23 protein-coding genes are annotated in these 25,344 nt (G+C 70.1%); 17 read left to right on the forward strand and 6 right to left on the reverse strand.

The features are described from left to right. Positions 1–26: 26 nt before the first annotated feature. Complete coding sequence (locus tag AB0I66_RS25500; RefSeq protein WP_363210262.1) at positions 27–1,463, forward strand: PLP-dependent aminotransferase family protein; 1,437 nt, start codon at positions 27–29, stop codon at positions 1,461–1,463. Positions 1,464–1,499: 36 nt separating this feature from the next. Here the strand turns inward: AB0I66_RS25500 and AB0I66_RS25505 are convergent, their stop codons facing one another. Then, positions 1,500–1,946, reverse strand: coding sequence for an ATP-binding protein (locus tag AB0I66_RS25505; protein WP_363210263.1), 447 nt, complete (start codon positions 1,944–1,946; stop codon positions 1,500–1,502). A gap of 269 nt (positions 1,947–2,215) precedes the next feature. Between AB0I66_RS25505 and AB0I66_RS25510 the strand changes: the two genes are divergently transcribed. The 9 genes from AB0I66_RS25510 (at position 2,216) to AB0I66_RS25550 (ending at position 12,206) form a co-directional block, all read left to right on the forward strand. Continuing rightward, entirely contained in the window at positions 2,216–3,037 is an 822-nt protein-coding gene (locus AB0I66_RS25510) for a hypothetical protein (RefSeq protein WP_363210264.1), read from the forward strand. Between the two features lie 192 nt (positions 3,038–3,229). Continuing rightward, a complete protein-coding gene (locus AB0I66_RS25515) occupies positions 3,230–3,961 on the forward strand; it encodes a YcnI family protein (RefSeq protein WP_363210664.1) in 732 nt (243 codons plus the stop codon). A gap of 80 nt (positions 3,962–4,041) precedes the next feature. Beyond that, positions 4,042–4,692 carry an SCO family protein gene (locus tag AB0I66_RS25520; protein WP_363210265.1) on the forward strand — a complete coding sequence of 217 codons (651 nt, stop codon included), beginning with the start codon at positions 4,042–4,044 and terminating at the stop codon, positions 4,690–4,692. Continuing rightward, positions 4,689–5,177, forward strand: a complete 489-nt coding sequence (locus tag AB0I66_RS25525) for a copper chaperone PCu(A)C (RefSeq protein WP_363210266.1) — start codon at positions 4,689–4,691, stop codon at positions 5,175–5,177. Before AB0I66_RS25520 ends, AB0I66_RS25525 begins: the two co-directional genes overlap by 4 nt. Positions 5,178–5,191: 14 nt before the next feature. Then, positions 5,192–7,207, forward strand: a complete 2,016-nt coding sequence (locus AB0I66_RS25530) for a copper resistance protein CopC (RefSeq protein WP_363210267.1) — start codon at positions 5,192–5,194, stop codon at positions 7,205–7,207. 11 nt (positions 7,208–7,218) lie between these two features. Beyond that, positions 7,219–8,451 carry an iron uptake transporter deferrochelatase/peroxidase subunit gene (efeB, locus tag AB0I66_RS25535; protein ID WP_363210268.1) on the forward strand — a complete coding sequence of 411 codons (1,233 nt, stop codon included), beginning with the start codon at positions 7,219–7,221 and terminating at the stop codon, positions 8,449–8,451. A 111-nt stretch (positions 8,452–8,562) separates the two neighbouring features. After that, positions 8,563–9,498: a prephenate dehydratase gene (pheA, locus tag AB0I66_RS25540; protein WP_363210269.1), complete on the forward strand. Its 936-nt coding sequence runs from the start codon at positions 8,563–8,565 to the stop codon at positions 9,496–9,498. A 594-nt stretch (positions 9,499–10,092) separates the two neighbouring features. After that, positions 10,093–11,382 carry a serine--tRNA ligase gene (gene serS, locus AB0I66_RS25545; protein WP_363210270.1) on the forward strand — a complete coding sequence of 430 codons (1,290 nt, stop codon included), beginning with the start codon at positions 10,093–10,095 and terminating at the stop codon, positions 11,380–11,382. Further along, on the forward strand, positions 11,379–12,206 hold the full coding sequence (locus tag AB0I66_RS25550; RefSeq protein ID WP_363210271.1) for an HAD family hydrolase: 828 nt from the start codon (positions 11,379–11,381) through the stop codon (positions 12,204–12,206). The genes serS and AB0I66_RS25550 overlap by 4 nt, the downstream gene beginning before the upstream one ends. A 313-nt stretch (positions 12,207–12,519) precedes the next feature. On the opposite strand, the gene AB0I66_RS25555 is transcribed toward AB0I66_RS25550, so the two are convergent. The 4 genes from AB0I66_RS25555 to AB0I66_RS25570 are packed head-to-tail and all read right to left on the reverse strand — an operon-like array spanning position 12,520 to position 16,055. Continuing rightward, positions 12,520–13,239: an ABC transporter permease gene (locus AB0I66_RS25555; protein WP_363210272.1), complete on the reverse strand. Its 720-nt coding sequence runs from the start codon at positions 13,237–13,239 to the stop codon at positions 12,520–12,522. Between the two features lie 11 nt (positions 13,240–13,250). Beyond that, complete coding sequence (locus AB0I66_RS25560) at positions 13,251–14,162, reverse strand: ABC transporter ATP-binding protein (protein WP_363210273.1); 912 nt, start codon at positions 14,160–14,162, stop codon at positions 13,251–13,253. Next, the gene (locus AB0I66_RS25565; protein ID WP_363210274.1) at positions 14,159–15,064 is read right to left on the reverse strand and encodes an ABC transporter permease subunit; all 906 of its coding nucleotides are present in this window, start codon (positions 15,062–15,064) and stop codon (positions 14,159–14,161) included. Before AB0I66_RS25565 ends, AB0I66_RS25560 begins: the two co-directional genes overlap by 4 nt. Beyond that, on the reverse strand, positions 15,054–16,055 hold the full coding sequence (locus AB0I66_RS25570; protein ID WP_363210665.1) for an ABC transporter ATP-binding protein: 1,002 nt from the start codon (positions 16,053–16,055) through the stop codon (positions 15,054–15,056). The genes AB0I66_RS25565 and AB0I66_RS25570 overlap by 11 nt, the downstream gene beginning before the upstream one ends. A gap of 253 nt (positions 16,056–16,308) precedes the next feature. Between AB0I66_RS25570 and AB0I66_RS25575 the strand changes: the two genes are divergently transcribed. From AB0I66_RS25575 to AB0I66_RS25605, 7 genes are all read left to right on the forward strand, one after another. Further along, the gene (locus tag AB0I66_RS25575; protein ID WP_363210275.1) at positions 16,309–17,160 is read left to right on the forward strand and encodes a M24 family metallopeptidase; all 852 of its coding nucleotides are present in this window, start codon (positions 16,309–16,311) and stop codon (positions 17,158–17,160) included. Further along, positions 17,157–18,938: an SDR family oxidoreductase gene (locus tag AB0I66_RS25580; protein WP_363210276.1), complete on the forward strand. Its 1,782-nt coding sequence runs from the start codon at positions 17,157–17,159 to the stop codon at positions 18,936–18,938. Before AB0I66_RS25575 ends, AB0I66_RS25580 begins: the two co-directional genes overlap by 4 nt. After that, positions 18,935–19,867: a metal-dependent hydrolase gene (locus AB0I66_RS25585; RefSeq protein ID WP_363210277.1), complete on the forward strand. Its 933-nt coding sequence runs from the start codon at positions 18,935–18,937 to the stop codon at positions 19,865–19,867. The genes AB0I66_RS25580 and AB0I66_RS25585 overlap by 4 nt, the downstream gene beginning before the upstream one ends. Before the next feature lie 25 nt (positions 19,868–19,892). Further along, on the forward strand, positions 19,893–20,876 hold the full coding sequence (locus tag AB0I66_RS25590; RefSeq protein WP_363210278.1) for a MerR family transcriptional regulator: 984 nt from the start codon (positions 19,893–19,895) through the stop codon (positions 20,874–20,876). 150 nt (positions 20,877–21,026) lie between these two features. Continuing rightward, complete coding sequence (locus AB0I66_RS25595) at positions 21,027–21,605, forward strand: RNA 2'-phosphotransferase (RefSeq protein ID WP_363210279.1); 579 nt, start codon at positions 21,027–21,029, stop codon at positions 21,603–21,605. Between the two features lie 72 nt (positions 21,606–21,677). Next, entirely contained in the window at positions 21,678–22,601 is a 924-nt protein-coding gene (locus AB0I66_RS25600) for an LLM class flavin-dependent oxidoreductase (protein ID WP_363210280.1), read from the forward strand. 61 nt (positions 22,602–22,662) lie between these two features. Further along, on the forward strand, positions 22,663–23,550 hold the full coding sequence (locus AB0I66_RS25605; RefSeq protein WP_363210281.1) for a Cof-type HAD-IIB family hydrolase: 888 nt from the start codon (positions 22,663–22,665) through the stop codon (positions 23,548–23,550). A 36-nt stretch (positions 23,551–23,586) separates the two neighbouring features. Here AB0I66_RS25605 and AB0I66_RS25610 read toward each other — a convergent pair whose 3' ends face one another. After that, positions 23,587–25,323 (reverse strand): GAF domain-containing protein, encoded by a 1,737-nt coding sequence (locus AB0I66_RS25610; RefSeq protein WP_363210282.1) that lies wholly within the window; start codon positions 25,321–25,323, stop codon positions 23,587–23,589. Positions 25,324–25,344: the final 21 nt, after the last annotated feature.

The following is a 25,344-nucleotide window of genomic DNA, read 5'->3' on the forward strand; positions in this document are numbered from 1 at the left end:
ATAGACCTTGGATAGGGTGCATTCTCATGACGGAATCATGGGTCAATCTGGCGGAGCGCATCGGGAGTGACCTGCACCTGGAGCTCTCGGGGGCGGGTGGCCGCCGGGCCGTCCTCATCCGCGCGCTGCGGGACGCCGTGCGGGAGGGTCGGCTCGCTCCGGGGACGCGGCTTCCGCCCTACCGCTCCCTCGCCGCCGATCTGGGCATCGCCCGCAACACCGTCGCCGACGCCTACGCCGAGTTGGTCGCCGAAGGCTGGCTGACCGCACGGCAGGGTTCCGGCACCCGGGTGGCCGAACGGGCGGCGCCGCCCGCCCGCGCCCGCGTCCCCAAGCGGGCGCCCACCCGGCCCGCGACGCCCGCCCCGCCCGCGTACGACCTGCGCCAGGGCCAGCCCGACGCCGCCTCCTTCCCGCGCACCGCCTGGCTGGCCGCGGCCCGGCGCGCCCTCAACTCCGCGCCGAACGAGGCCTTCGGGCCGGGTGACCCGCAGGGGCGCGTCGAACTGCGCCGGGCGCTCGCCGGTTACCTGGGGCGCGCCCGCGGGGTGCGTACCGACCCGGAGCGCATCGTGGTGTGCTCCGGGTTCGCGCACGGCCTGCGGCTGCTGTTCGGGAGTGGGGGAGGCGGGATGCTGCGGATGCCGCTGGCCGTGGAGTCGTACGGCCTCGGCTTCCATCGGTCGATCCTTGCCACCGCGGGCGTACGGACGGTCCCGCTGGCCCTGGACGAAAAGGGTGCCCAGGTCGAGGAGTTGACCGAGGGTCAGCGAATCCGGGGCGTACTGCTCACGCCCGCACACCAGTTCCCGACCGGCGGCCCCCTGCATCCGACCCGCCGCGCGGCGGTGATCGACTGGGCGCGCACGCGCGACGGCCTCGTCCTGGAGGACGACTACGACGGCGAGTTCCGTTACGACCGGGAGCCGGTGGGTGCCGTACAGGGCCTGGACCCTGAACGCGTCGTCTACATGGGCTCGGTCAGCAAGAGCCTCTCTCCGGGGGTGCGCATCGGGTGGCTTGTTCTGCCCGAACACCTCATCGACGGAGTGCTCGCGGCGAAGGGCGAGCGAGAGGCGTGGGCGAGTGTGATCGACCAGCTCACGCTGGCCGATCTCATCGAGTCGGGTCACTACGACCGGCACGTCCGCCGGATGCGTCAGCGCTACCGCGGGCGTCGCGACCAGCTCGTCTCCGCCCTGGCCACGCACGCCCCGCACATCAGCCCGACCGGAGTCGCCGCGGGCCTGCACGCCGTCCTGCGGCTGCCGCCCGGCACCGAGCAGTCCACGGTGAAGGCGGCCTCCTGGCAGGGTCTCGCCCTGGAGGGCCTCGCCGATTTCCGGCACCCGGAAGCCACGATGCCCGCGCCCGACGGTCTGGTCGTGGGCTACTCCACTCCGCCGGAGCATGCCTACAAAGCGGCCCTGGAGGCCCTGTGCCGGGCGCTGCCGCCCGGCTGAGGCGTCGGGTGGCCCCGGGGTCGTCCGGGGCGCTCCTCAGGCCGTGACGAGCGGCGTGTCCTCGCGCCACTTGAGGATCTTGTCGAAGCTGATCACCGTGCCGCCCCTGCCCCCCGGCTTGTTGCCGAAGTGCACGTGGTCGGCGAGCTCTTGGATGAGGTACAGACCGCGCCCGTGCTCGGCGGTGTCCGATGCGGGCTGCGCGACGGGGACGAATCCCGGGCCCGAGTCGGCCACTTCGATGTGGCACTTCTCGCCGTCCAGGTAGGCCGTCACCCGGTAGGCACCGGCCGCCCCCTCGGGGGGCACCGCGTCGCCGCCGTGCTCCACCGCGTTGGCACAGGCCTCGCTGAGAGCCACCGAAAGGTCGTACGAGACGTCGGGATCCACCCCCGCGGTCTCCATCGTGCCCATCAGCAAGCGGCGGGCCAGCGGGACGCTCGCAGCTTCGCGCCGCAAATGGAGAGACCACCACATGCTCATGCTCCAGCCTCCTGGCCGCGGCTCGACATACCGATACGTATTGCCGCAAGCGCCCGTGTATAAGCGCGCACTTGACGTGATGCCGCCCATACGGCCGACGCGCGGATGGCCGGGGACGGTGTAGACACGCCTCTCACGAGCCTCTTTCGAGCCCCTCCAAAGGCACCCATTCGGTGCCGATGGGCACCGATCGCCACTCATCGGCATCCATGGGAGCTTGCGGACCTGCCGTGTGCGGCGGTTGGGCCCAGTGCAATGATGTTCCGGCCATGACTGCCCCCCACCAGCGCGAAGCGCGCGCCGGAGTCGACCTCCGGCTGCTGAGAGCCGCGGTGTTCGCCGTGCTCTGCGTCGTGCTGTCCGCCGGGGGCCATGTGCTCGCTTCCTGCGCCGCCGTCCCGCTGTGGACGCTGGGCGTCGGGTTCGTCGCCGTTTTCGCCGTGGCGGCACCGCTCGCCGGGCGTGAGCGCTCCTTGCCGGGCATCGCCGCCGTACTCGCTGCCGGGCAGGTGGGCCTGCATGCGCTCTTCGGTGTCGGTCAGCACGGCGGCACGGCGGTGGCGTCCGCCGAGCCCTCCATGGTGGAGCGGGCCGCGCGTCTGGTGTGCGGGGCCGGGGCAGCCACGATCAGCCCCGCCCAGGCCCACCGGATCCTGACGACGGCCGGCATGGAACCGGGCGCCGGGGCCGCGGGCCATCCCCCGCACCACGGCGCTCCGGCCACCGCGGCGGACTCCGCGATGGGCTCGATGTCGCTGCTCCCGTCGCTTCCGATGCTCCTTGGACACGTACTCGCCGCCGTCGCCGCCGGATGGCTGCTGCGCCGCGGCGACATCGCGCTGCTCCGCCTTGTGCGGCTCTCGGCACATGGGGCGTACGGAGTCGCCGAGGGGGCGCTCGTCCGTTCCCTGCGCGCGGCGCTCGGTCTCGTACGCGCCCTCCGTGCCGGGCTCCCCGGGGCTCCCGGCGCCGCTCTCCGCGCGCCCCGCACCGCCTTCCCGGGACCGTCGAAGCCGCACACCACCGCGCTCCAGCACACGGTGATCAGGCGAGGGCCGCCGGCCACCGCCGCACTCGCACTCGCTGCCTGACGCGACGCACTCCTGCCGCAGCACTACGGAGAGGTGCCTCACGCCCGGCGGCGTCCACGCGCGCGTGCCCGCTCGGTTCGCCGCCGCGCGCACTCTCCCCTGATCACCGCTGCCGACCTGTTCGGCGGTGCTGGTCATCACCGCTGAAAGTGGAGTGTTTCTGCCATGTCTGTTCTGTCTGCGCTGTCCACCGTGAAGGCCTCCCGCGTCTCCGTCGTCGGTGGCGTCGCCGCCTCCGCCGTCCTGCTGCTCTCCGTCCCCGCCTTCGCGCACGTCAGCGTCTCGGCCGAGGGCGAGGCCGCCAAGGGCGGCTACGCCACGGTCAACTTCAAGGTGCCGAACGAGATGGACGACGCCTCGACCAACAAGCTCGAGGTGTCCTTCCCCGAGGACCACCCGCTCGCCTCCGTCATGACGCAGCCCGTCCCCGGCTGGACCGCGAAGGTCACCAAGACGAAGCTCGACAAGCCGCTCGAGATGCACGGCGAGAAGATCGACGAGGCCGTCTCCAAGGTCACCTGGACCGCCGACGGCAAGGGCGTCCAGCCCGGCTCCTTCCAGAAGTTCCCGCTGTCCCTCGGCGCGCTCCCCGAGGACGCCGACGAGCTCGTCTTCAAGGCTGTCCAGACGTACGACAACAAGGAAGTCGTCCGCTGGATCGAGCCGCAGCAGAAGGGCCAGGAGGAGCCGGAGCACCCGGCGCCGGCCCTCGCGCTGACCGCCGCGTCCGAGGACGGCCACGGCGCCGCGGCCTCGCACGACGACGACGCCAAGGAAGACGCCAAGTCCGGCGACGAGAGCGAGACCGCCTCGGCCGACAGCAGTGACTCCACCGCCCGGGTCCTCGGCATCGTCGGCATCGTCGTCGGCGCCGCCGGCGTGGCGTTCGGCGTGCTCGCCGGACGTCGGCGCGCCTACAGCTGAGCCACCCTTCGGGCCGCACCGGGGGCGTTTCGCCTGCCCCCGGTGCGCCCGGGCCCCCCTCACATCTGGGACATTTTCGTATGCGCAAGAAGAAGCTGCTCGCCGCCGCCATGCTGGCCGCGGCCACCCTCACCCTGTCCGCCTGCGGTGGCGGTGACGACGGCAAGAAGCCCGTCGCGGACGTCTCCGTCGAGTCCAACGGCGACAAGGCCGCGACCATCCTCGACAAGCCCTTCGAGAAGCCGGACCTCGTCCTCACGGACACGCACGGCAAGAAGTACGACCTGCGCGCGCAGACCAAGGGCAAGCCGACGCTCGTCTACTTCGGCTACACCAACTGTCCGGACGTCTGCCCCCTGACGATGAGCAACATCGCCGTCGCCAAGAAGGCGCTGCCCAAGGCCGAACAGGACAAGCTCCAGGTCGTCTTCGTCACCACCGACCCCGAGCGCGACACCCCCGCTGCCCTCGGCAAGTGGCTCAAGGCCCAGGACACCGACTTCATCGGTCTGACCGGTGACTTCGACACCATCCAGGGCAGCGCCCGCACCCTCGGCATCAGCATCGAGCCCTCCAAGAAGGAGAAGGGCAAGGTCGTCTCGATGCACGGCACGCAGGTCATCGCGTTCTCGCCGAAGACCGACGCCGGATACGTGCTGTACGGCGAGGACACCACCGTGGACGACTACACGAAGGACCTCCCCAAGATCGTCAAGGGAGCGACCCCGTGAACCGCCGCATCCTCACCGGCGGCGCCCTGGCCCTGACCGCGGGGCTCGCCCTCGCGGGCTGCTCGGAGGCGTCCGCGGACAAGGGCGGCAAGACCGCCGACAAGCCCGAGCTCAAGGTCGCCGGCGCCTTCATGCCCGAGCCCGCCATGGACACCATGGCCTCCGGGTTCTTCACCGTCACGAACAAGGGCGGCGCCGACAAGCTCACCTCGGTCACCAGCGGGATCGCGAAGAAGGTCACGCTGCACAGCACCAAGGGCAACGCGATGAAGGAGCAGAAGTCGTTCGACGTGCCCGCGAACGGCGAGCTCGACTTCGCGCGGGGCGCCAACCACCTCATGTTCGAGGAGCTCGAGCACAAGCCGAAGGAGGGCGACAAGGTCTCCGTGACGCTGCACTTCGAGAAGTCGGACCCCATCGACGTTGAGGTTCCGGTGAAGGCCGCCACGTACAACCCCAAGCCCGGCAAGCACGCGTCGCACTGAGGGACTGATCGCTGATGCAGACCATCGCTCCCCTTCGTGGAGCTCGCTCCGGGGCCGCCGCCCTCCTCGGGATAACCCCGGGCGTCGGACGGCTCCTGCTCGTCGTCGCCGTCTTCCTCGGCGCCCTGCTGGCCACGGCGGCACCCGCCTCCGCCCATGCCGCGCTGACGGGCAGCGACCCCAAGCAGGGGGCGGTGGTCGACCAGGCGCCCGCCAGTGTGTCGCTGACCTTCTCGGAGAAGGTCGCCATGTCCGACGGCTCCGTACGGGTGCTCGACCCGGCCGGCAAGCGCGTCGACACCGGCAAGACCAGTGACCTCGGCTCGAACACGTACGGCGTGAAGCTGCACAAGGGGCTGCCCGACGGCACCTTCACCGTGGCCTACCAAGTCGTCTCCGCCGACAGCCATCCCATCTCCGGGGCCTACACCTTCTCCGTGGGCGCGCCCTCCGACACGAAGGTCGCGCTGCCGGACCAGGAGGCGGGCGGCGGATTCGTGGGCGGGCTCTACGACTTCACGCGCTACCTCTCGTACGCCGGGTTCATCCTCGTCGTCGGCGGTGCCGCCTTCGTGCTCGGCTGCTGGCCGCGCGGCGCCGGCGTACGCCCTGTGCAGCGCCTCGTGGTGTCCGGCTGGGTCACGCTCACCGCGTCCACCCTCGTGATGCTGCTGCTCCGCGCTCCCTACACCGGGTCCGGGAAGATCGCCGACGCCTTCGACATGGCCAAGCTCGGTGACGTGCTTCAGACGAAGACGGGCGCCGCGCTGGTCTCACGGCTGCTGCTGCTCGCCGCCGCCGCGCTCTTCATCGCGGTGCTCTTCGGCGCGTACGAGAAGCGGACGGACCCCAAGGAGCGCAAGGACCTCACCTTCGGGCTCGCGATCGGCGGCGGTGTCGTCGCCGTCGGGCTCGGCGCGACCTGGGCCATGGCCGAGCACGCCTCGACCGGCATCCAGGCCGGTATCGCGATGCCCGTGGACGTCGTGCACCTGCTCGCCGTCGCCGCCTGGCTCGGCGGGCTCGCGGCGCTCGTCGTCGCCCTCTACTTCGCGCCGTCGGTCGAGGCCGGGGCGGTGCGGCGCTTCTCGCGCGTGGCGTTCTGCAGCGTCGTCGCGCTGGCCGCGACCGGGCTCTACCAGTCCTGGCGGCAGGTCGGCTCATGGTCGGCGCTCACCGGTACGTGGTACGGGCAGCTGCTTCTCATCAAGGTCGGCCTGGTGGTCGTCCTCGTGGGCATCGCCTGGATCTCCCGGCGCTGGACGACGCGGATCGTGGGCCAGGCGGGCGACATGGCGCCGGAGGCCGCCGCGGCGGCGGTCGTCGAGAAGCACGCCGAAAGGAACTCCGAGAAGCGCACGGCGGCCAAGCGTGTGGAGAAGAAGCCGGTGACGGTGCCCGCCGGGAGCACCGGCACGGACTCCAAGGGGTCCAAGGACGGCAAGGACGGCAAGGACTCCAAGCGCTCCGCCCAGCTCGCCCGCCAGCAGGCCGCCATGAGCACCGCCCGCGAGAAGCGGATCCGCGACGCCGACCCGAACCGGTCGGGACTGCGGCGCTCCGTGCTCGCCGAGGCGGGCGTCGCCGTCGTCCTGCTCGCCGTCACCACGGTCCTCACCTCGACCGAGCCGGCGCGCACGGAGGAGGAGGCGGCGGCTTCCAAGACGGCCGCGGCCGCCCAGCGGACCGGTCCGCTCACCCTCAAGATCCCCTTCGACACGGGCTCCAAGGACGGCAAGGGCACCTTGCAGCTCGATCTGGACCCCGGCCGCACCGGCAGCAACGAGATGCACATCTTCGTGAAGCGGCCGAACGGCAGCGCCTTCGACATCCCCGAGGTGAAGGTGTCGTTCACCCTCAAGTCGAAGGATCTCGGACCGCTGCCCGTCGTCCCGGACCACATCGCCACCGGACACTGGAGCTCCAGCGGGGTCCAGATCCCGATGGCCGGCAACTGGAAGGTCGCGGTGACGGTGCGCACCTCCGACATCGACCAAGTGACCGTGAACAAGAACGCGCAGATCGGCTGAACGGAACCACCATGGCGGACAACGGGATCTCGAGGCGGCGGCTGCTCGGCACCGCCGGCGCCACCGGTCTCGCGCTCGGCGCGGCGGGCGGTGCGGCCGGGTATGCCGCGGCGCCCTCGGACACCCCCGAAAAGGCGGCGTCGCTGACGTCACTTGGCGCGGACACGGTCATGTTTCACGGGAAACATCAGCCCGGCATCACCACGCCCGTGCAGTCCCGCGGTCACCTGGTCGCCTTCGATCTGACGGCGGGCGCGGGCCGCAAGGAAGCGGCCGCGCTGCTGCGCCGCTGGTCGGTGACGGCCGAGCGGTTGATGGCGGGCAAGGCCCCGGCGGGCGAGGACACGGATGTCGCCCGGGACGCCGGTCCGTCGTCGCTGACCGTCACCTTCGGCTTCGGGCACAGCTTCTTCGGGCGCACCGGCCTGGAGAAGCAGCGCCCGTCGGCGCTCGACCCGCTGCCGGACTTCTCCTCCGACCACCTCGACAAGGCGCGCAGCGACGGTGACCTGTGGGTGCAGATCGGCGCGAACGACCCGCTCGTCGCCTTTCACGCGCTGCGCGCACTCCAGAAGGAGGCGGGCGAGGCGGCGCGGGTGCGCTGGCAGATGAACGGCTTCAACCGCTCGCCCGGCGCGACCGCGCAGCCGATGACCACCCGCAACCTGATGGGCCAGATCGACGGCACGAACAATCCGAAGCCGTCGGAGGACGACTTCGACCGACGGATCTACGTGCCCGCCACGGGGGACCCTTCCTGGATGGCCGGCGGCTCGTACGTCGTCGTGCGCCGCATCCGGATGCTCCTCGACGACTGGGAGAAGCTCGGCGTCAAGGATCAGGAGGCGGTCATCGGGCGCCACAAGTCGGACGGTTCACCGTTGACCGGCGGCACGGAGACGACCGAACCGAAGCTGGAGAAGGCGGGCGCGGACGGCAAGTACGTCATCGCCCTCAATGCCCACGCCCGCATCACCCGGCCCGACCAGAACGGCGGCTCCGCGATGCTGCGGCGCCCGTTCTCGTACCACGACGGCTTCGACAAGGGCGGGGAGCCGGACGCGGGCCTGCTCTTCGTGTGCTGGCAGGCCGACCCGCTCCGCGGCTTCGTGCCGGTGCAGCGCAAGCTCGACCGCGGGGACGCGCTGTCGGAGTTCATCCGGCACGAGGCGAGCGGGCTCTTCGCGGTGCCGGGCGGGGCCGCGAAGGGCGAGTACGTGGGGCAGCGGTTGCTGGAGGGGTAGGGCCGGGTGTCGTGCGCGTGTGGGCGGGCGCCGCTTGGCGACACGCGTGAGGCGGGCGCCGCTTGCTGAGACGCGTGAGCCGTGCCACGGGCAGGCCATTAGGGTGACGGTATGTCGGCGATGCGCTACACCTATCTCGGCCCCGAGGGCACCTTCACCGAGGCCGCCCTCCGTACGCTCCCGGAAGCGGCCACCAGGGAGCTCGTCCCGATGGTGTCCGTGCCGGCCGCGCTGGACGCGGTCCGGAGCGGCGACGCGGCGGCGGCGCTGGTGCCGATCGAGAACTCCGTCGAGGGCGGTGTCACGACCACCGTCGACGAGCTCGCCAAGGGCGCGCCCCTGATGATCTACCGCGAGGTCGTGCTGCCGATCGCCTTCGCGCTGCTCGTCCGGCCGGGCACGCAGCTCAAGGACATCAAGACGGTGACCGGCCACCCGGTGGCCCAGCCCCAGGTCCGCAACTGGCTGGCCGCGAACCTGCCGGACGCCCTGTGGGAGTCGGCGGCCTCGAACGCGGACGGTGCGCGCCTGGTCCAGGAGGGACGCTTCGACGCGGCTTTCGCGGGCGAGTTCGCGGCGGCGACGTACGGCCTTGAGCCGCTGGTCAGCGAGATCCACGATGCGGCGACCGCCGAGACGCGCTTCGTCCTGGTGGGCCGTCCGGCCCGCCCCGCGGCGCCGACCGGTGCGGACAAGACCTCGGTGGTCATCTGGCTCGGCGACGACCACCCCGGCGCCCTGCTCGAACTGCTCCAGGAGTTCGCCGTACGCGGCGTCAACCTGATGCGGATCGAGTCGCGGCCCACCGGTCAGCGCATCGGCAACTACTGCTTCTCCGTGGACGCCGAGGGCCACATCACGGACCGCCGTGTGGGCGAGGCGCTGATGGGCCTGAAGCGGATCTGCCCTCAGGTGCGCTTCCTCGGGTCGTACCCGCGTGCGGGAGTGTCGCCCGCCGATCTGCGGCCGCTGCGGGCGGGGACCACCGACGGCGAGTTCCTCGCGGCGTCGGACTGGCTGACCCAGTGCCAGGACGGCCGGTTCTGAGCCGACCGTCGGGTCGGGCGCTCGGGTCGGCGGGCGGTCTTACCTGCTGATTTACGTTGTCCACAAAGTTATCCACAGGGGTCGTTCTCGACCTGGGGACAAGTCGACAACGAAGCGTGACATGGTCGACAAATCGGCCTACACCCCACAAGTCCGTCCACAGTCGCGCACGTCACCCCTCGTCCACCCTTTTCCATTGATCAACTCTTTGGAGCGAACCATTTCCACTCGAAAGTGGGTGTGAGGGTGGTTTGGGACGGGAATCCTTCGTCGCGCATGCGGCTTTCGGAACGATCTCTTCCGGCATCCACAGATCTTTCGCACAGCCTGTGGATAACTTTTCGGCAGGGGATATTCCTGTGGACAACGAGGCCTCAAGTGCCGCCTCCCGCAAGGGGATCGAGTCAAGGGCGCGAGTCCCCTCTGCCCCGTTTCGGGGAATGGCGCCCTTTTCATTGACCTCGCGCCCGGGGCTCACGAAGCAGGCCGCAGGGTGGACCCCGACAGGAATTCCCATTCCGGCAAATCGGTCATAACGCATCGCAGGGGAATATCGAGTCGAGAGCCGGAACCGCTCGACGGTAGCCTGGTGGGGTGATTGACCTTCGCCTGCTCCGTGAGGACCCCGACCGTGTTCGCGCCTCCCAGCGCGCCCGTGGAGAGGACGTCGCGCTTGTCGACGCCCTGCTCTCCGCCGACGAGCGGCGCAGGTCGTCCGGGCTCCGCTTCGACGAGCTCCGTTCCGAGCAGAAGGCGCTCGGCAAGCTCATCCCCAAGGCCTCGGGTGACGAGAAGGCCGAGCTCCTGAAGAAGGCCGGCGAACTGTCCGCCGCCGTCAAGGCGGCCAACGCCACGCAGGACGAGGCCGACGAGGAGACCAAGCGCCTGCTCGGGCAGCTGGGCAACCTGGTCCACCCGGACGTCCCGGTCGGCGGCGAGGAGGACTTCGTCGTCCTCGACACGATCGGCACCCCGCGCGACTTCGCGGCCGAGGGCTTCACGCCCAAGGACCACCTGGAGCTCGGCGAGGCGCTCGGTGCCATCGACGTCGAGCGCGGCGCGAAGGTCTCCGGCTCGCGCTTCTACTACCTGACCGGTGTCGGCGCCCTGCTCGAACTGGCCCTGGTGAACGCGGCGATCGCGCAGGCGACGGAGGCCGGGTTCATCCCGATGCTGACGCCCGCCCTGGTCCGCCCGCGCGCCATGGAGGGCACGGGCTTCCTCGGCCAGGCCGCCGAGAACGTCTACCACCTGGAGAAGGACGACTACTACCTGGTCGGCACCTCCGAGGTCGCGCTCGCCGGTTACCACATGGACGAGATCATCGACGCCGACAAGCTGCCCCTGCGGTACGCGGGCTTCTCGCCCTGCTTCCGCCGTGAGGCCGGCACGTACGGCAAGGACACCCGCGGCATCTTCCGCGTGCACCAGTTCGACAAGGTCGAGATGTTCTCGTACGTCGACCCGGCGGACGCGGAGAACGAGCACCAGCGGCTCCTGGAGTGGGAGAAGCAGTGGCTGACCGGCCTCGGCCTGCCCTTCCAGGTGATCGACGTGGCCACGGGTGACCTGGGCGCCTCGGCCTCGCGCAAGTTCGACTGCGAGGCGTGGATCCCGACGCAGGGCAAGTACCGCGAGCTGACCTCCGCGTCGAACTGCGACAGCTTCCAGTCGCGCCGTCTGTCGATCCGGATGCGCGACGAGAGCGACGGCAAGAAGGTGACGCAGCCGCTCGCGACGCTGAACGGCACGCTCTGCGCCGTCCCGCGCACGATCGTCGCCCTTCTGGAGAACCACCAGCAGGCCGACGGCTCCGTGTGGGTGCCCGAGGTGCTGCGTCCGTACCTGGGGGGACGAGAGATCTTGGAGCCCATCAACAAGTGAGCCACCCTGCTCCCGCCACACCGTCCTTCCCGTACAAGCTCGTCGCGACCGATCTCGACGGAACGCTCCTGCGCTCCGACGACACGGTCTCGGCGCGTACGCGCGACGCGCTCACCGCGGCCACCGCGGCGGGCGCCGCGCACATCATCGTCACCGGCCGTGCCGTGCCCTGGACCCGGCACATCCTCGACGACCTGGGCTACGACGGCCTGGCGGTGTGCGGGCAGGGCGCGCAGGTCTATCACGCGGGCGAGCACCGGCTTCTCACGTCGGTCACGCTCGACCGGCAGCTCGCCGGTATCGCCCTCGCAAAGATAGAGGCGGAGATCGGTCCGCTGGCGCTTGCCGCGAGCCGTGACGGCCTCGACGGCGAAGTGATCGTCGGTCCTGGGTACGCGGTGCAGGACGGCCCGCTGCCCGCCGTGCCGTTCACGGATGTCGCCGAGCTGTGGGCCGCTCCGCTGAACAAGGTGTACGTCCAGCACCCGGGGCTGAGCGACGACGAGCTCGCCTCGGTGGCGCGTCAGGTGGCGGGGGGCCTGGTCGGCGTGACGATGGCGGGCGAAGGCATCGTCGAGTTGCTTCCCCTCGGCCTCTCCAAGGCGACGGGCCTGTCCCTCGCGGCACGCCGCCTCGGCGCGAAGGCCGCGGACACGATCGCTTTTGGGGACATGCCCAACGACATACCGATGTTCGGCTGGGCGGCCCATGGCGTGGCGATGGCCAACGCCCATGAGGAGCTCAAGACGGTTGCCGACGAGGTGACGACGTCGAACGAGGACGACGGCATCGCGGCGGTCCTTGAGAAGCTTCTCGTCCAGTAGTTCCGGGCGGTACGCAGCAGACAGTACGCAGTGAGCCGGGCACCGCATGGCGGTGCCCGGCTCACTGCGTGGTCGGGTGGGCGGCCCGCGCAGCGAAGTGCGCGCTCGAAGCGGCCGCCCCGGACAGCTCCCCCGTGGGCGGGGCTCTACGGAGCGAGTGACTACTCCGAAGCCTGCCGCGGGCTGCCCTGCCGGGAACTCGACGGACTGGTGAAGGACACGTCGGCTCCTCTCCCGGTGCGCGGGCGCCAGGGTCCTGGCGCGGTGACACAACTACTGTGCCCGCGCCCCCATTTGTCCGCCACCGAATTAATCACTCCTCCCCGGCCAGGGTCAGCGACCGCAGCTTCTGCCCGGCGTACCAGGTGGCGAGGACCGTGACGCCGACAAGGAGCGCCGTGGCGACCGGCAGTCCGACGTCCGAGGTGACCAGGTCGCCGCCCGCCGTCTTCTGGGCGACGGCGAGCGACCACTGCTGGACGCTGAGCGTGCGCGCGCCAGGGACCAGCGACCCGAAGAGGGTCTCCCACACGAGGGCGTAGACGAGCCCGAAGACGACCGCGTGCCGGGTGATGGTGCCAAGGAGCAGGAAGATCGCCGCGTACGCGATGGAGGCGACCAGGGCGGCGATCGTGTACGCCACGGCGATCTGCTGGCCGTTGCCGTTCAGGATCATGCCCGCGATGAACGTCGGGACCGCGGAGAAGGCCATGGTGACGGCGATGGCGATGGTGAGCTTGGTGGTGATGATCGTGGGCCGCTTGACCGGCTTGGAGAGGAGATAGACGACGGAGCCGTCGTCGATCTCCGGGCCGATGGCTCCGGTGCCCGCGATGACTCCGATGATCGGCACCATCGTGGCGAGGGCGAAGCCGCCGAGGAGGTCGGCGGCGACCTGGTCGTCGGCGCCGTTGAATCCGCGGACCGCGGCGGCGATGACGATCAGCAGGACGGGCAGGGCGAGGAGGATCAGTGCCCGGCGGCGGCCGAGCAGGGCCCGGTAGGTGAGCCGGGCGACAGTGGGGTCGTACACGATGGCTCCCTTCAGGCCGCGACGAGATAGGAGAAGACCGACTCGAGGGACTCGTCCGAGGGCGAGACCGTGAGGAGCCGGATGTCGTGATCGCGGGCGATGCGTGGCAACAGGGCGGTGAAGCGACCGAAGTCGATGGCTTGGATGCGCAGGGCGCCTTCCTTGAGGTCGACTTCGATTCCCGCCGTCGACGGGTCCGCGATCAGGGCGGCGGCCAGGGCACGGTCGTCGCTCGAACGCACGAGGTAGCGGTGGGGGCGGTCGGTCATCAGGCGCCGGATCTTGCGGAAGTCACCGCTCGCCGCGTGCCGGCCGGCCACGATCACCTCGATGTGCGAGGCCAGTTGCTCGACCTCTTCGAGGATGTGTGAGGAGAACAGGACCGTCCGGCCCTCGTCCCCCATGCGCCGCAGCAGGTCCATCAGCTGCATGCGCTGGCGGGGGTCCATGCCGTTGAACGGTTCGTCGAGCAGGAGCACGGAGGGTTCGTGGACGAGGGCGGACGCCATCTTCACGCGCTGGCGCATGCCCTTGCTGTACGTCGAGATCTTGCGGTCCTGCGCGTACTCCATCTCGACCGTGGCGAGGGCCTTGTGCGCGGCCCGCTTGTCCAGGCCGTGCAACTCGGCGTTGGCGACGACGAATTCGCGCCCGGTGAGGAAGTCGTACATCCCCTCGCGCTCGGGGACGATGCCGATGTCCTTGTAGATCTGTTCGTTGCGCCAGATCGGCTTGGCGTCGAGGGTGACGCTGCCGGTGGAGGGGGCGAGGAATCCGCCCATCATGTTGATGAGGGTGGACTTCCCCGCGCCGTTCGGACCGAGGAGGCCGGTGACGCCCGGGCCGACGTTCATCGTGATGTCGTTGACCGCCACCACGTTGCCGAACCAGCGGCTGGTGTGGTCAATGTTGATCGTGCTCACAGCCCGACCTTTCGGTAGCGGCGCAGCAGTGCGCCGTAGCAGCCCGCGATGAGGGCGAGGACGACGATCACGTAGACCGCGCCCGTGCCGGACGAGGGGCCTTCCCCTCCGGGGAAGGCGGAGGTCGCGCCGAGGAAGGCGGACTGTACGCCGTCGATCAGGGTGATCGGGGAGAAGAGGCCGAGCCAGGCGAGGGCGTCGGTGCTGCCCTGTTCGTGGGCGATGGCCTGGACCGTGGACACCGCTCCGTAGCTGATGGTCAGTACGGCGATGACGGCGGCGATCCCGAAGCCGCGGCGGGGTGTGACGGCCGAGACGACGAGGGCGATGCCGGAGAAGAGGAGCGAGAGGAGTGCCACGGAGACGAGCCCCTGGCCGAAGCCCTTGGTCTGGTCGGCGAAGTCGAGCTTGGCGAGCAGCGCCCCCACGTAGAGGACGAGCAGCGGTGCGGCCGTGAGGACGAAGAGGGCCGAGGCCATCGCCGCGAACTTGGCGCGGACGTAGTCGCTGTGCTCGATGGGGCGGGAGAAGTAGAGGGGGACGGTCTTGAAGCGCAGGTCGCGGGAGACCGTCTGGGGGGCCTGGGCGGCGAGGTAGAGACTGATCACGGCCTGCAGCAGGATCGCGTATCGGGTGTATTCGACGGGGAGTTCGTTCGCCTTGGTGGTCACGGCGACCGCCACCATGATCGCGGCGGGGACGCACATCACCGCGAAGAGGATCATGGGCAGAACCTTGGACTTGGCCGAGCGGCCGAGTCCGTACGCCCCGCGCAGGCTCTGCGAGAAGAGCGAGCGGCGGGCGTAGGCGCGGCCCAGGCGCGGGCCGTCGTAGTTGCGATAGCCGATGTTATGGATCTGGGTCTGTTCACCGGCGTGTGCCGGGGGCCGCTCAACCGCCATGGCGGACCGCCTCCTTCCGCGCATCCGTCTGCTCGGGTTGTTCGGGCTGCTCGGGTTGCTCGGTTTGTTCGGACTGGAAGACCTCGGCGATGTGGTGCCTGCGCTGTTCCATCCGGACCAGGCCGAGGCCGAGGTCCGCCACGAGGTCGCGGACCAGGTCGTACGTCTCGTCGCCGGTCGCTTCGAGCAGCACGGTGTGCCCGGCGCCGGGCAGGCCGCTGCCCTCGTGGGTGGCGACCCCCAGGCCCTGCAGCGCGTCGCGGAACACCTTGGTGCCGTCGGGGTGTTCGTCGGTGTCCGTCACCTCGACGGCGAGCGTCGTGGTGGTCTGGGTGAAGTCGGTGGTGGAGCTGGACCGCAGGAGCTTGCCGCCGTCGATGACGACGACGTGGTCGCAGGTGCGCTCCAGCTCGCCGAGCAGGTGCGAGGTGACCAGGACGGAGATGCCGAAGTCCGTGTGGACGCGCCGGATGAGGTCGAGCATCTCGTCGCGGCCCACGGGGTCGAGGCCGTTGGTCGGTTCGTCCAGGAAGACCAGGTCGGGGTCGTGGACGAGGGCCTGCGCGAGCTTCACGCGCTGTTTCATGCCCGTCGAGTAGCCCCCGATGGGGCGGTAGCGCTCCTCGTACAGACCGACGTGCCGCAGCGTGTCCGCGGTGCGCTCGCGGGCCGCCGTGGGCGGCAGCCCGGACATGCGCGCCATGTGGACGACGAACTCGGTGGCCGAGACGTCCGGCGGCAGGCAGTCGTGCTCGGGCATATAGCCGACGCGCTCACGGATCTGGCCGCCACTGGTGGCGACGTCGAGGCCGAGCACGGCGGCGGTGCCCTCCGTGGCGGGGGACAGACCCAGCAGGATCTTGATCAGTGTGGACTTGCCGGCTCCGTTGGCTCCGACGAGTCCGGTCACACCGGGCCCGATATCCATGGAGAGCCGGTCAAGCGCGGTCACCCTCGGGAACCGCTTGCTCAGGCTTTCGGTCGCGATCACAGTCACGATTCGAAGGTAGTGGCGCAGGCCACATCAGGCGTCAGACCAGGGTCTTGTCCTCGCCTCACTCTCCGGTATTACGGGCCCGTAAGGGTCCTCCTGAGGTCGACCCCTGGGGGACAACCCGCAGCCGACCCTGGGTTCGAGCCCGGCTCGTGCACAGCTATTGACGTAGCCGCCGAGCATTGTCACATTCATCAGTGTCAAGTTACGGACGCGTACTGCGATGGACCGGACACGGACGGACGGTGGCATGACCTCAGCAGTGGCAGGTGAACTCTCCGCGGAGCTGCGGGGGTTCAGGGAAGTTCAGACCCTCGCGTATGAATGCGCGGAGGCGGTCGCGGCGCAGCTCCGGCCAGGGGTGACCGAGCGCGAGGCGGCTCGGATGCAGCGTGACTGGCTGCGTGAGCGGGGTGTGCGGGACTGGTTCCACCTGCCCTTCGCCTGGTTCGGGGACCGCACGGCGTTCGTGAACTTCCGGATACCGCTGCAGTTCTTCCCCACCAACCGCCGGCTCGAGCCGGGGATGCCCTTCATCCTCGACATGGCGCCGGTCTACAAGGGATATACGGCGGACATCGGCTACTCGGGCTGCCTCGGTCTCAACCCCGTGCACGACAAGCTGCTCGCCGACCTGGAGGCACACCGCGAGCTGCTCCTGCGCGAGGTGCGTGAGCGCCGCCCGCTGCGCGAGATCTACGAGAACGTGGACCGGCTCATGGTGCGCCAGGGCTATGCCAATCGTCATCGCGCGTATCCCTTCGGCGTCATCGCGCACAAGGTCGACCGGGTCAAGGAGCGCCGGCTGTCGCCGAACGTCTTCGGCTTCGGCACGCAGTCCCTGAAGGGCCTCGCGAGCGATGCGATCCACGGTCACCGGGACGGCTGGTCGCCGCTCTGGTCACCGTACAAATTCTCCGACCACCCTCCCCAGAAGGGGCTATGGGCGGTCGAACCGCACCTCGGATTCAGGGGTACGGGCGCGAAGTTCGAGGAAATCCTGGTCGTCACCGACTCCAGGGACCCCGAGCAGAGCGCGTTCTGGCTGGACGACGATCTGCCGCATGTGCGGCGCTGGGCTGAAGAGAGGGCCGCCGCATGACCACGGGAGGAATCACCAAGGGGATCGAGGGCGCCCGCGAGCGCTGGGTGCGCACGGGCGGGGTGGAGCTGTGCGTCGCCGAGCTCGGCGACCCGACGCAGCCCACGGTGCTGCTCGTGCACGGCTACCCGGACTCCAAGGAGGTCTGGTCGGAGGTGGCCGGGCGTCTCGCCGACCGCTTCCACGTCGTGCTCTACGACGTGCGGGGCCACGGCAGGTCGACGGCCCCGCAGCCGTTGCGCGGCGGCTTCACGCTGGAGAAGCTGACCGACGACTTCGTGGCCGTCGCCGACGCGGTGAGCCCGGACAAGCCGGTGCATCTGGTCGGTCATGACTGGGGTTCGGTGCAGGCCTGGGAGTTCGTCACGGTCAAGCGCACCGAGGGGCGCATCGCGTCCTTCACCTCGATGTCGGGGCCCTCGCTCGACCACTTCGGGCACTGGATCAAGAAGCGGATGACCCGGCCCACCCCCCGCAAGGTCGGCCAGCTCCTCGGCCAGGGCGCCAAGTCCTGGTACGTGTACATGCTGCACACCCCCGTGCTCCCCGAGCTCGCATGGCGCGGGCCGCTCGGCAAGCAGTGGCCGAAGATCCTCCAGCGCATGGAGAAGGTCCCCGCGGGCGACTACCCGACGTCGTCGCTGCCGTCGGACGCCGCCCACGGAGCATGGCTATACCGCGACAACGTCCGCGCCCGGATGCGCAGGCCCCGCGCCGACGCGTACGCGCACGCCCCCGTCCAGCTCATCACGCCGTCCGGCGACATCTTCCTGTCGGAGCGGCTCTACGACGAGCTGGAGTTGTGGGCCCCGGAGTTGGTGCGCCGCAGCATCCCGGCCAAGCACTGGGTGCCCCGCACGCGCCCCGACCAACTGGCGGCCTGGATCACCGACTTCGTGACGTCGAACGAGGACGGCGTGCCCGCGAACGACAGTGTGGCCACGGGAAAGCACGCCGATCGCTTCGGCGGCCAGCTGGTCCTGGTCACCGGGGCGGGCAGCGGCATCGGCCGCGCCACCGCCTTCGCGTTCGCCGAGGCGGGCGCACGCGTCGTGGCCGTCGACCGGGACGCGGAGAGCGCGGCCCGTACGGCGGAGATGTCGCGCCTGATCGGTGCCCCCGAGGCGTGGGGCGAGACGGTCGACGTCGCCGACGAGCAGGCCATGGAGAAGCTCGCCGAGAAGGTCGCCGGGGAGTACGGCATCGTCGACGTCCTGGTGAACAACGCGGGGATCGGGCTCTCCGGCTCGTTCCTCGACACGAGCGCCGAGGACTGGAAGAAGGTCCTCGACGTCAATCTGTGGGGTGTGATCCACGGCTGCCGGCTCTTCGGCAAGCAGATGGCCGAGCGCGGCCAGGGCGGCCACATCGTGAACACCGCTTCCGCGGCGGCGTATCAGCCGTCCAAGGCCCTGCCCGCCTACAGCACCTCCAAGGCCGCGGTCCTGATGCTCAGCGAGTGCCTGCGCGCCGAGTTGGCGGGGCAGGGCATCGGGGTCTCCGCGATATGCCCGGGCTTCGTGAACACGAACATCACGGCGACCACGCACTTCGCCGGCGTCGACGCCGAGGAGGAGAAGCGCCGCCAGAAGAAGACCTCGCGCCTGTACGGCCTGCGGAACTACCCGCCGGAGAAGGTCGCGGACGCGATCCTGCGCGCGGTCGTCAAGAACCAGGCCGTGGTCCCGGTCACCCCGGAGGCCCGTGGCGCCCACCTCATGTCCCGCTTCACGCCCAGGGCCCTGCGTGCGATAGCCCGATTGGAGCCGCCGCTGTGAGCACGGAGAAGAGCACCGGCACGAACACCGAGGAGCACTACACGATCGTTCCGCGCCGGGTCTCGTTCGACTGGGAGCGGACCCCGCTGCACTGGATACCGGACGAACCCACCGCCACCCACGTGATCAACGTGCTGCATCTGCTTCTCCCCGCGGGGGAGCGGTGGTTCGTGAAGGTCTTCAAGGAGGGCCTGCCCCTGGTCACCGACCCGGTGCTGCTGAAGGACGTCAAGGGCTTCATGGGCCAGGAGGCCACGCACAGCGTGCAGCACGCGCACGTGCTCGACCACCTGACGGCGCAGCGCCTCGACACCGCCGCGTTCACCAGGTACGTCGACTTCCTCTTCGAGAAACTCCTCGGCGAGACACCGCCGTTGGGCGCTCCGATAGCGACGCAGGAGTGGCTTCGGTTCCGTCTTGCGGTCGTCGCGGCGATCGAGCAGTTCACGGCGGTCCTGGGGAACTGGGTGCTGCACGCCGAGGGCCTGGACCGCGCGGACGCCGACGAGGTCATGCTCGACCTGTTGCGCTGGCACGGCGCGGAGGAGGTCGAGCACCGCTCGGTCGCCTTCGACATGTACCAGCACTGCGGCGGCGAAGGCCTGCCCCGCTATGCCCGCCGCATCGCGGGCATGACGGTCACGGCGCCCGTGATGCTCTACCTGTGGGTCTGGGGCACCGCCTATCTGATGCGCCGGGACCCCCGGCTCGCGGGGCGCCTCCGCTACTCCCTGGCGGAACACAACAAGGCCGTCAGGAAGGGACTGCTGCCCACTTGGCGGGAGATCGGCACGGCCATACCCCGCTACCTGCGGCGGTCGTACCATCCCTCGCAGGAAGGCTCGCTGCGCAAGGCCGTCGACTATCTGACGGAGTCACCCGCGGCTCGGGCCGCGGCCGCTGCGGTCGGCCGAGCGGCCATCGCCTAGCACGAGGGTTACGGAGGCGGGGAGCGTGGACGAGCAGTCTGACGCCGGGCAGGGACTCGTGGATCACGGCACCGGGCCCAGGCCGGCGGAGTACCGCATCGAGGACCTGGCGCACCACAGCGGCGCCACGGTCCGCACGATCCGCGCCTATCAGGACCGCGGCCTGCTCCCCCGGCCCGAGCGGCGCGGCCGGGCCAACGTGTACGGCGACACTCATCTGGCCCGGTTGAGACAGATAGCCGACCTGCTCGACAGGGGGTACACCCTGGCCTCCATCAAGGAACTGCTGGAGGCCTGGGACGCGGGCCGGGGGCTCGGTGGCGTCCTGGGGCTCGTGGCCGAGGTCGGCGGCCCGTGGACGGACGAGAAGGCCGACCGGATGACCCGGGCGGAGCTGGACGCGGCGTTCGGCGGAGAGCCGGACGAGGCCGCGGTGGCCGACGCGATCGCCCTCGGCGTGCTTGAGCCCGTGCCGGGCCGGGACGATGAATTCCTGGTGCCGAGCCCTCAAGAGCTGGCGGTGGCGGTGGAGTTGCATGCTGCCGGAGTCCCGTTGTCCGCGATCTCGGGCCATTTGCGGGAGTTGAGGGGGCAGGTCGAGCACATAGCCGCCCGTTTCCTGGAGTTCACCACCGAGCACGTTTTCGCGCGCTATCTCGGTCAGCACCCGCCGAGCGAGGCGGATGCGGCGGAAGCGGCCGCTCTCGTCCGGCGTCTGAGGCCGCTGGCCCAGCAATCGGTCGACGCCGAACTGGCGCGGGCCATGCGCCTGTTCGCCACGCGTCACCTCCAGCACCACCTCGCTTCGGGGCACCCGGCCCAACCTACGAATGAGCCGCTTCCGGTGGCACTGCCCGCGGCAACAATGCAGGCCGTGGAGGCGCTGGTTGGGCGGGAGAACGCGGCGGCGTTCGTCACCGCGGCGACTGAACGCGAAGTGCAGGCCAGGACATTGGACGCGCTTGCCACAAGTCAGGCAGATAAGCGCATTGTTGATCAAAGGGCTTAATACAAGCGTGTGTTGTCCACAGGAATGCCAAATCCCCTGTGGATAACCGGACTTGGTTGTGGATCAAACCTGTGGACGAAAAGTGTCGGATGAAAAGTCGGTGGACGAAAATCAAGTGCGGGGAGAACGGTTCGGAGCGAGGCTGAACGGATGAATGGAGAAGCCCCCTCCGCGGACGCGGCGGACGAACGTCGCACCGTGAAGGTGTCGAAATACCTTTCCAGGCACCTGCGCCATCAGCCGGAGAGAATCGGGCTCACGCTCGACGAGAACGGCTGGGTGGAGATCGACGCCCTTGTCGCGGCGGCCGCGGCCCATGGTTTCCGCTTCACCCGCGCCGAGCTCGAACACGTGGTGGCCACGAACGACAAGCAGCGCTTCGCCGTCGAGGGCGGCCGGATCCGCGCCAGCCAGGGCCACTCCGTCGACATCGACCTGGATCTGCCTCCGGCCACCCCGCCCGCGTATCTCTTCCACGGCACGGTGGGCCGCAGCATCGCCGCGATCCGCGTCGAAGGCCTGCGGCCCATGAACCGGCACGCCGTGCACCTGTCGCCCGACCGCGAGACCGCCACCCGCGTCGGCGCCCGGCGCGGACGGCCCGTCGTTCTCTCCGTCGACACGGGCGCGATGCACCGCGACGGGCACGTCTTTCAGGTGAGCGCCAACGGTGTCTGGCTCACCGCCGCCGTGCCCCCTGAATATCTCCGCTTCCCGACCGGACACTGACCTGCCCCCGCACACCGGCCCGCCCGGGGCGAGCTGCGAGGACGCGCCTTCCAGGGGCATACGCTCTGATACATGAGTTTGCGTCTGAGCACCGTGATCCTGCCCGTCCGCCGCTGGCACGAGGGGGGCAAGGAGCGCTGGCAGCGGGCGGAGGAGCTGGGGTTCCACACCGCGTACACCTATGACCACCTGTCCTGGCGGACCTTCCGCGACGGGCCCTGGTTCGGCGCGGTGCCGACCCTGACCGCCGCCGCGGCCGCCACCGACAGGCTGCGCCTCGGCACCCTGGTCACCTCGCCGAACTTCCGGCACCCGGTGACCCTCGCCAAGGACCTGATCACGCTGGACGACGTGTCCGACGGCCGGATCACCCTCGGCATCGGCGCGGGCGGCAACGGCTTCGATGCCACCGCGCTGCTCAAGGCGGGCGAGGAGCCCTGGACCCCGCGCGCACGGGCCGATCACTTCGGCGAGTTCCTGCCGCTGCTCGACCGCCTGCTCACCGAGGACATCGTCTCGTACGAGGGCGAGTACTACTCCGCGTCCGAGGTGCGCAACATCCCGGGCTGCGTCCAGCGCCCCCGGCTGCCGTTCGCGGTCGCCGCCACCGGACCGCGCGGCCTGAAGCTCGCCGCGCGCCACGGGCAGGCGTGGGTGACCACGGGTGACCCGAAACTCTTCGAGAACGGCACCCCGGAGCAATCACTTCAAGCCATCCGCGGACAGGCCGACAAGCTGGCCGCGGCCTGCGACACGATCGGCCGGGACGTGGCCGAGCTCGACAAGATCCTGCTCACCGGGTTCACCCCGGACCGCCCCCTCGACTCCTTCGACGCCTTCGTCGACTTCGCCGGCAACCACGCTGAGCTGGGCTTCAACGAGATCGTGCTGCACTGGCCGCTGCCGGGAACGGATTTCGCGGCCGACGAGAAGATCTTCGAGCGGATCGCCACGGAGGCGCTCGTACAGCTGGGAGGCAGTACAGCAGGGGCATAAAGGCACTCAGATGTGCGCCCCAGCGCACGCCCGTGCAGTTAGGTGCGGGACAATCGATGGCGTGACCTCAGCTACCCCGCGGCCCAAGACCCCGGCCGCCTCCGCCCCCCATCGGCCCAAGGCCCGGCTGATCGCCACGGACCTGGACGGCACCCTCCTACGTGACGACAAGTCCGTGTCCGACCGCACCGTCGCCGCACTCGCCGCCGCCGAGCGGGCCGGGATCGAGGTCTTCTTCGTGACCGGCCGCCCGGCGCGCTGGATGGACGTCGTCAGCTCTCATGTGCACGGCCACGGCCTCGCCATCTGCGGCAACGGCGCAGCCGTGGTCGACCTGCACGACGGGTCGGGCGGCCATCGCTTCGTGAAGGTGCGGGAACTGCGGCGCGAGGACGCGCTCGACGTCGTACGGCTGCTGCGTGCGGCCGCCCCCGGCACGTCCTTCGCGGTCGAGCGGACCGGCGGACTGCACCACGAGCCGACGTACCCGCCCCTGCACCTGGAGCCCGGCGAGAGCGTCGCCCCCGCGGAGAAGCTGCTCGCCGAGGACTCCGAGAACGCGACCCAGCCCATCCTGAAGGTGCTCGCCTTCCACCCCGAGATCGCGCCCGACGACTTCCTGGTCGTGGCCCGCGAGGCCGTGCGCGGCCAGGTGGAGATCACCCGGTCGAGCCCGAGCGCCCTGCTCGAGATCAGCGGCCCGGGAGTGTCCAAGGCCAGCACGCTGGAGCTGTGCTGCGCCGAGCGCGGCATCACGCCCGCGGAGGTCGTCGCCTTCGGGGACATGCCGAACGACATCGAGATGCTCACCTGGGCGGGCACGTCGTTCGCGATGGGCAACGCGCACCCGGACGTGCTCGCCGCCGCTTCGGGCCGCACGGTCGCCAACAACGAGGACGGCGTGGCGGTCGTCATCGAACGAATCCTGAGCGAGCAGCAGGACCTGTAGCGAGAGCGAGACCCACGAGTGCTCCTGGTAGGGCCCCTAGTAAGGCGCCTGCCACACCACGGCCGTGCCCCCGGCATCCTCGCCGATGCCGGGCCCGTACCAACTGTCCCCGCCGAGCGACTCCGCGCGCCTCTTGAGGTTCTTCAGGCCGCTGCGCCGGCCGCCCTCCGCGATGCCGACCCCGTCGTCCGAGACCGTCAGGCGTACGCCCTGCTGTCCGTCGGGCAGGATCACCTTCGCGTCGACGACGACGTCGATGCGATCGGCCCGCGCGTGCCGGAACGCGTTGGACAGCGCCTCGCGCAGGGCCGCGATGAGGTTCTTCCCGGTGAGCTCGCCGACCACGGTGTCGACGGGGCCCACGAAGTGGTGCGAGGGCTTGAAGCCGAGCGGCACCGCGGCCATGTTGATCTCGCGAAGGACCCGCGTACGCAGCCCCGAAGGAGCCTCGGCCGGACCCTGCTGCAAGGCGAAGATCGCCGTGCGGATCTCCTGGATCGTCACGTCCAGCTCGTCGACGGCCTTGCCCACCCCCGTCTGCACCTCGGGCACGACGGACCTGCGCTGCGCGCTCTCCAGCATCATCCCGGTGGCGAACAGGCGCTGGATCACGAGGTCGTGCAGGTCCCGAGCGATCCGGTCGCGGTCCTCGTACACCGCGAGCCGCTCGCGGTCGCGTTGCGCCTCGGCCATCATCAGCGCGAGCGCGGCCTGCGAGGCGAACTGGGTGGCGAGGGTCCGCTCGGTCTCGCTGAACGGCCGGGCGCCACGCGCGCGTGGCGTGACGAGCGTCCCCATGACGCGGCCGTCGCTCTGCAACGGAAGCATCATGACGGGCCCGTAGCCGCGGGCCAGGTCGGTCATGACGCGCGGGTCCGTGGCCGCGTCGTCGAGGAACACGGCGTCCCCTGCGAGCAGATCGGTGATGATGCGGCTCTCCGGGGGGACGACCACGCCGAGCACCCCGGAGGGTTCGTCCGAGGAGACGGCGACGATCTCCATGCCGCCCTCCTCGTCGGGCAGGAGCACGATCCCGGCGGCCGAGTCGGCGAGATGGCGGGCCTGTTCGGCCACGACGGCGAGCGCCTCCTCCGCGTCGCTGCCCGAGAGCAGCGCCGTGGTGACCGCCACGGAACCGTCGATCCAGCGTTCGCGCTGCATGGCCGCTTCGTAGAGGCGTGCGTTGCCGATGGCGATGCCCGCCTCCGTCGCGAGGACGCGGACCATGTGCACGTCGTACTCGTTGAAGTCGGCGCCGTTTCGCTTCTCGGTCAGGTAGAGGTTGCCGAAGATCTCGCCCTGTACGCGGATGGGGACACCGAGGAAGGTGCGCATGGGCGGGTGGTGGGCCGGAAAGCCGCACGAGCGCGGGTCGGCGGAGAGGTCCGCGAGGCGCAGCGTCTCCGGCTGGTGGATGAGGGCGCCGAGCAGCCCTTTGTGCCCGTCGGGCAGCCGCCCGATCCGCTCGGCGGCCTCCTCGCCGATACCGACGTGGACGAAGTCGGAGAGCCCCTTGCCGTCTTCGGAGACGACGCCGATCGCCGCGTAGTGGGCGTCCGCGAGCTCGGCCGCCGTCTCGCAGATGCGGTCGAGCGTGGTGTGCAGTTCGAGCCCTGCCCCGACGGAGCGCATCGCCTCCAGGAGCTGCGGCACGCGCGCGGTGAGCTCGGGGGAGAGCCCCTGCAGGCTGCGGGTCGCCTTCTTCGCGGCCTCTATGGCGTCCGATGAGCCGTCGGGTTGCGGAGAGGCGGCGGAGGCCGAAGGCGCTGACATGCCTTTGAGAGTAGTTAGTCC

It is taken from the genome of Streptomyces sp. NPDC050439, assembly GCF_040655335.1.
GTDB lineage: Bacteria > Actinomycetota > Actinomycetes > Streptomycetales > Streptomycetaceae > Streptomyces.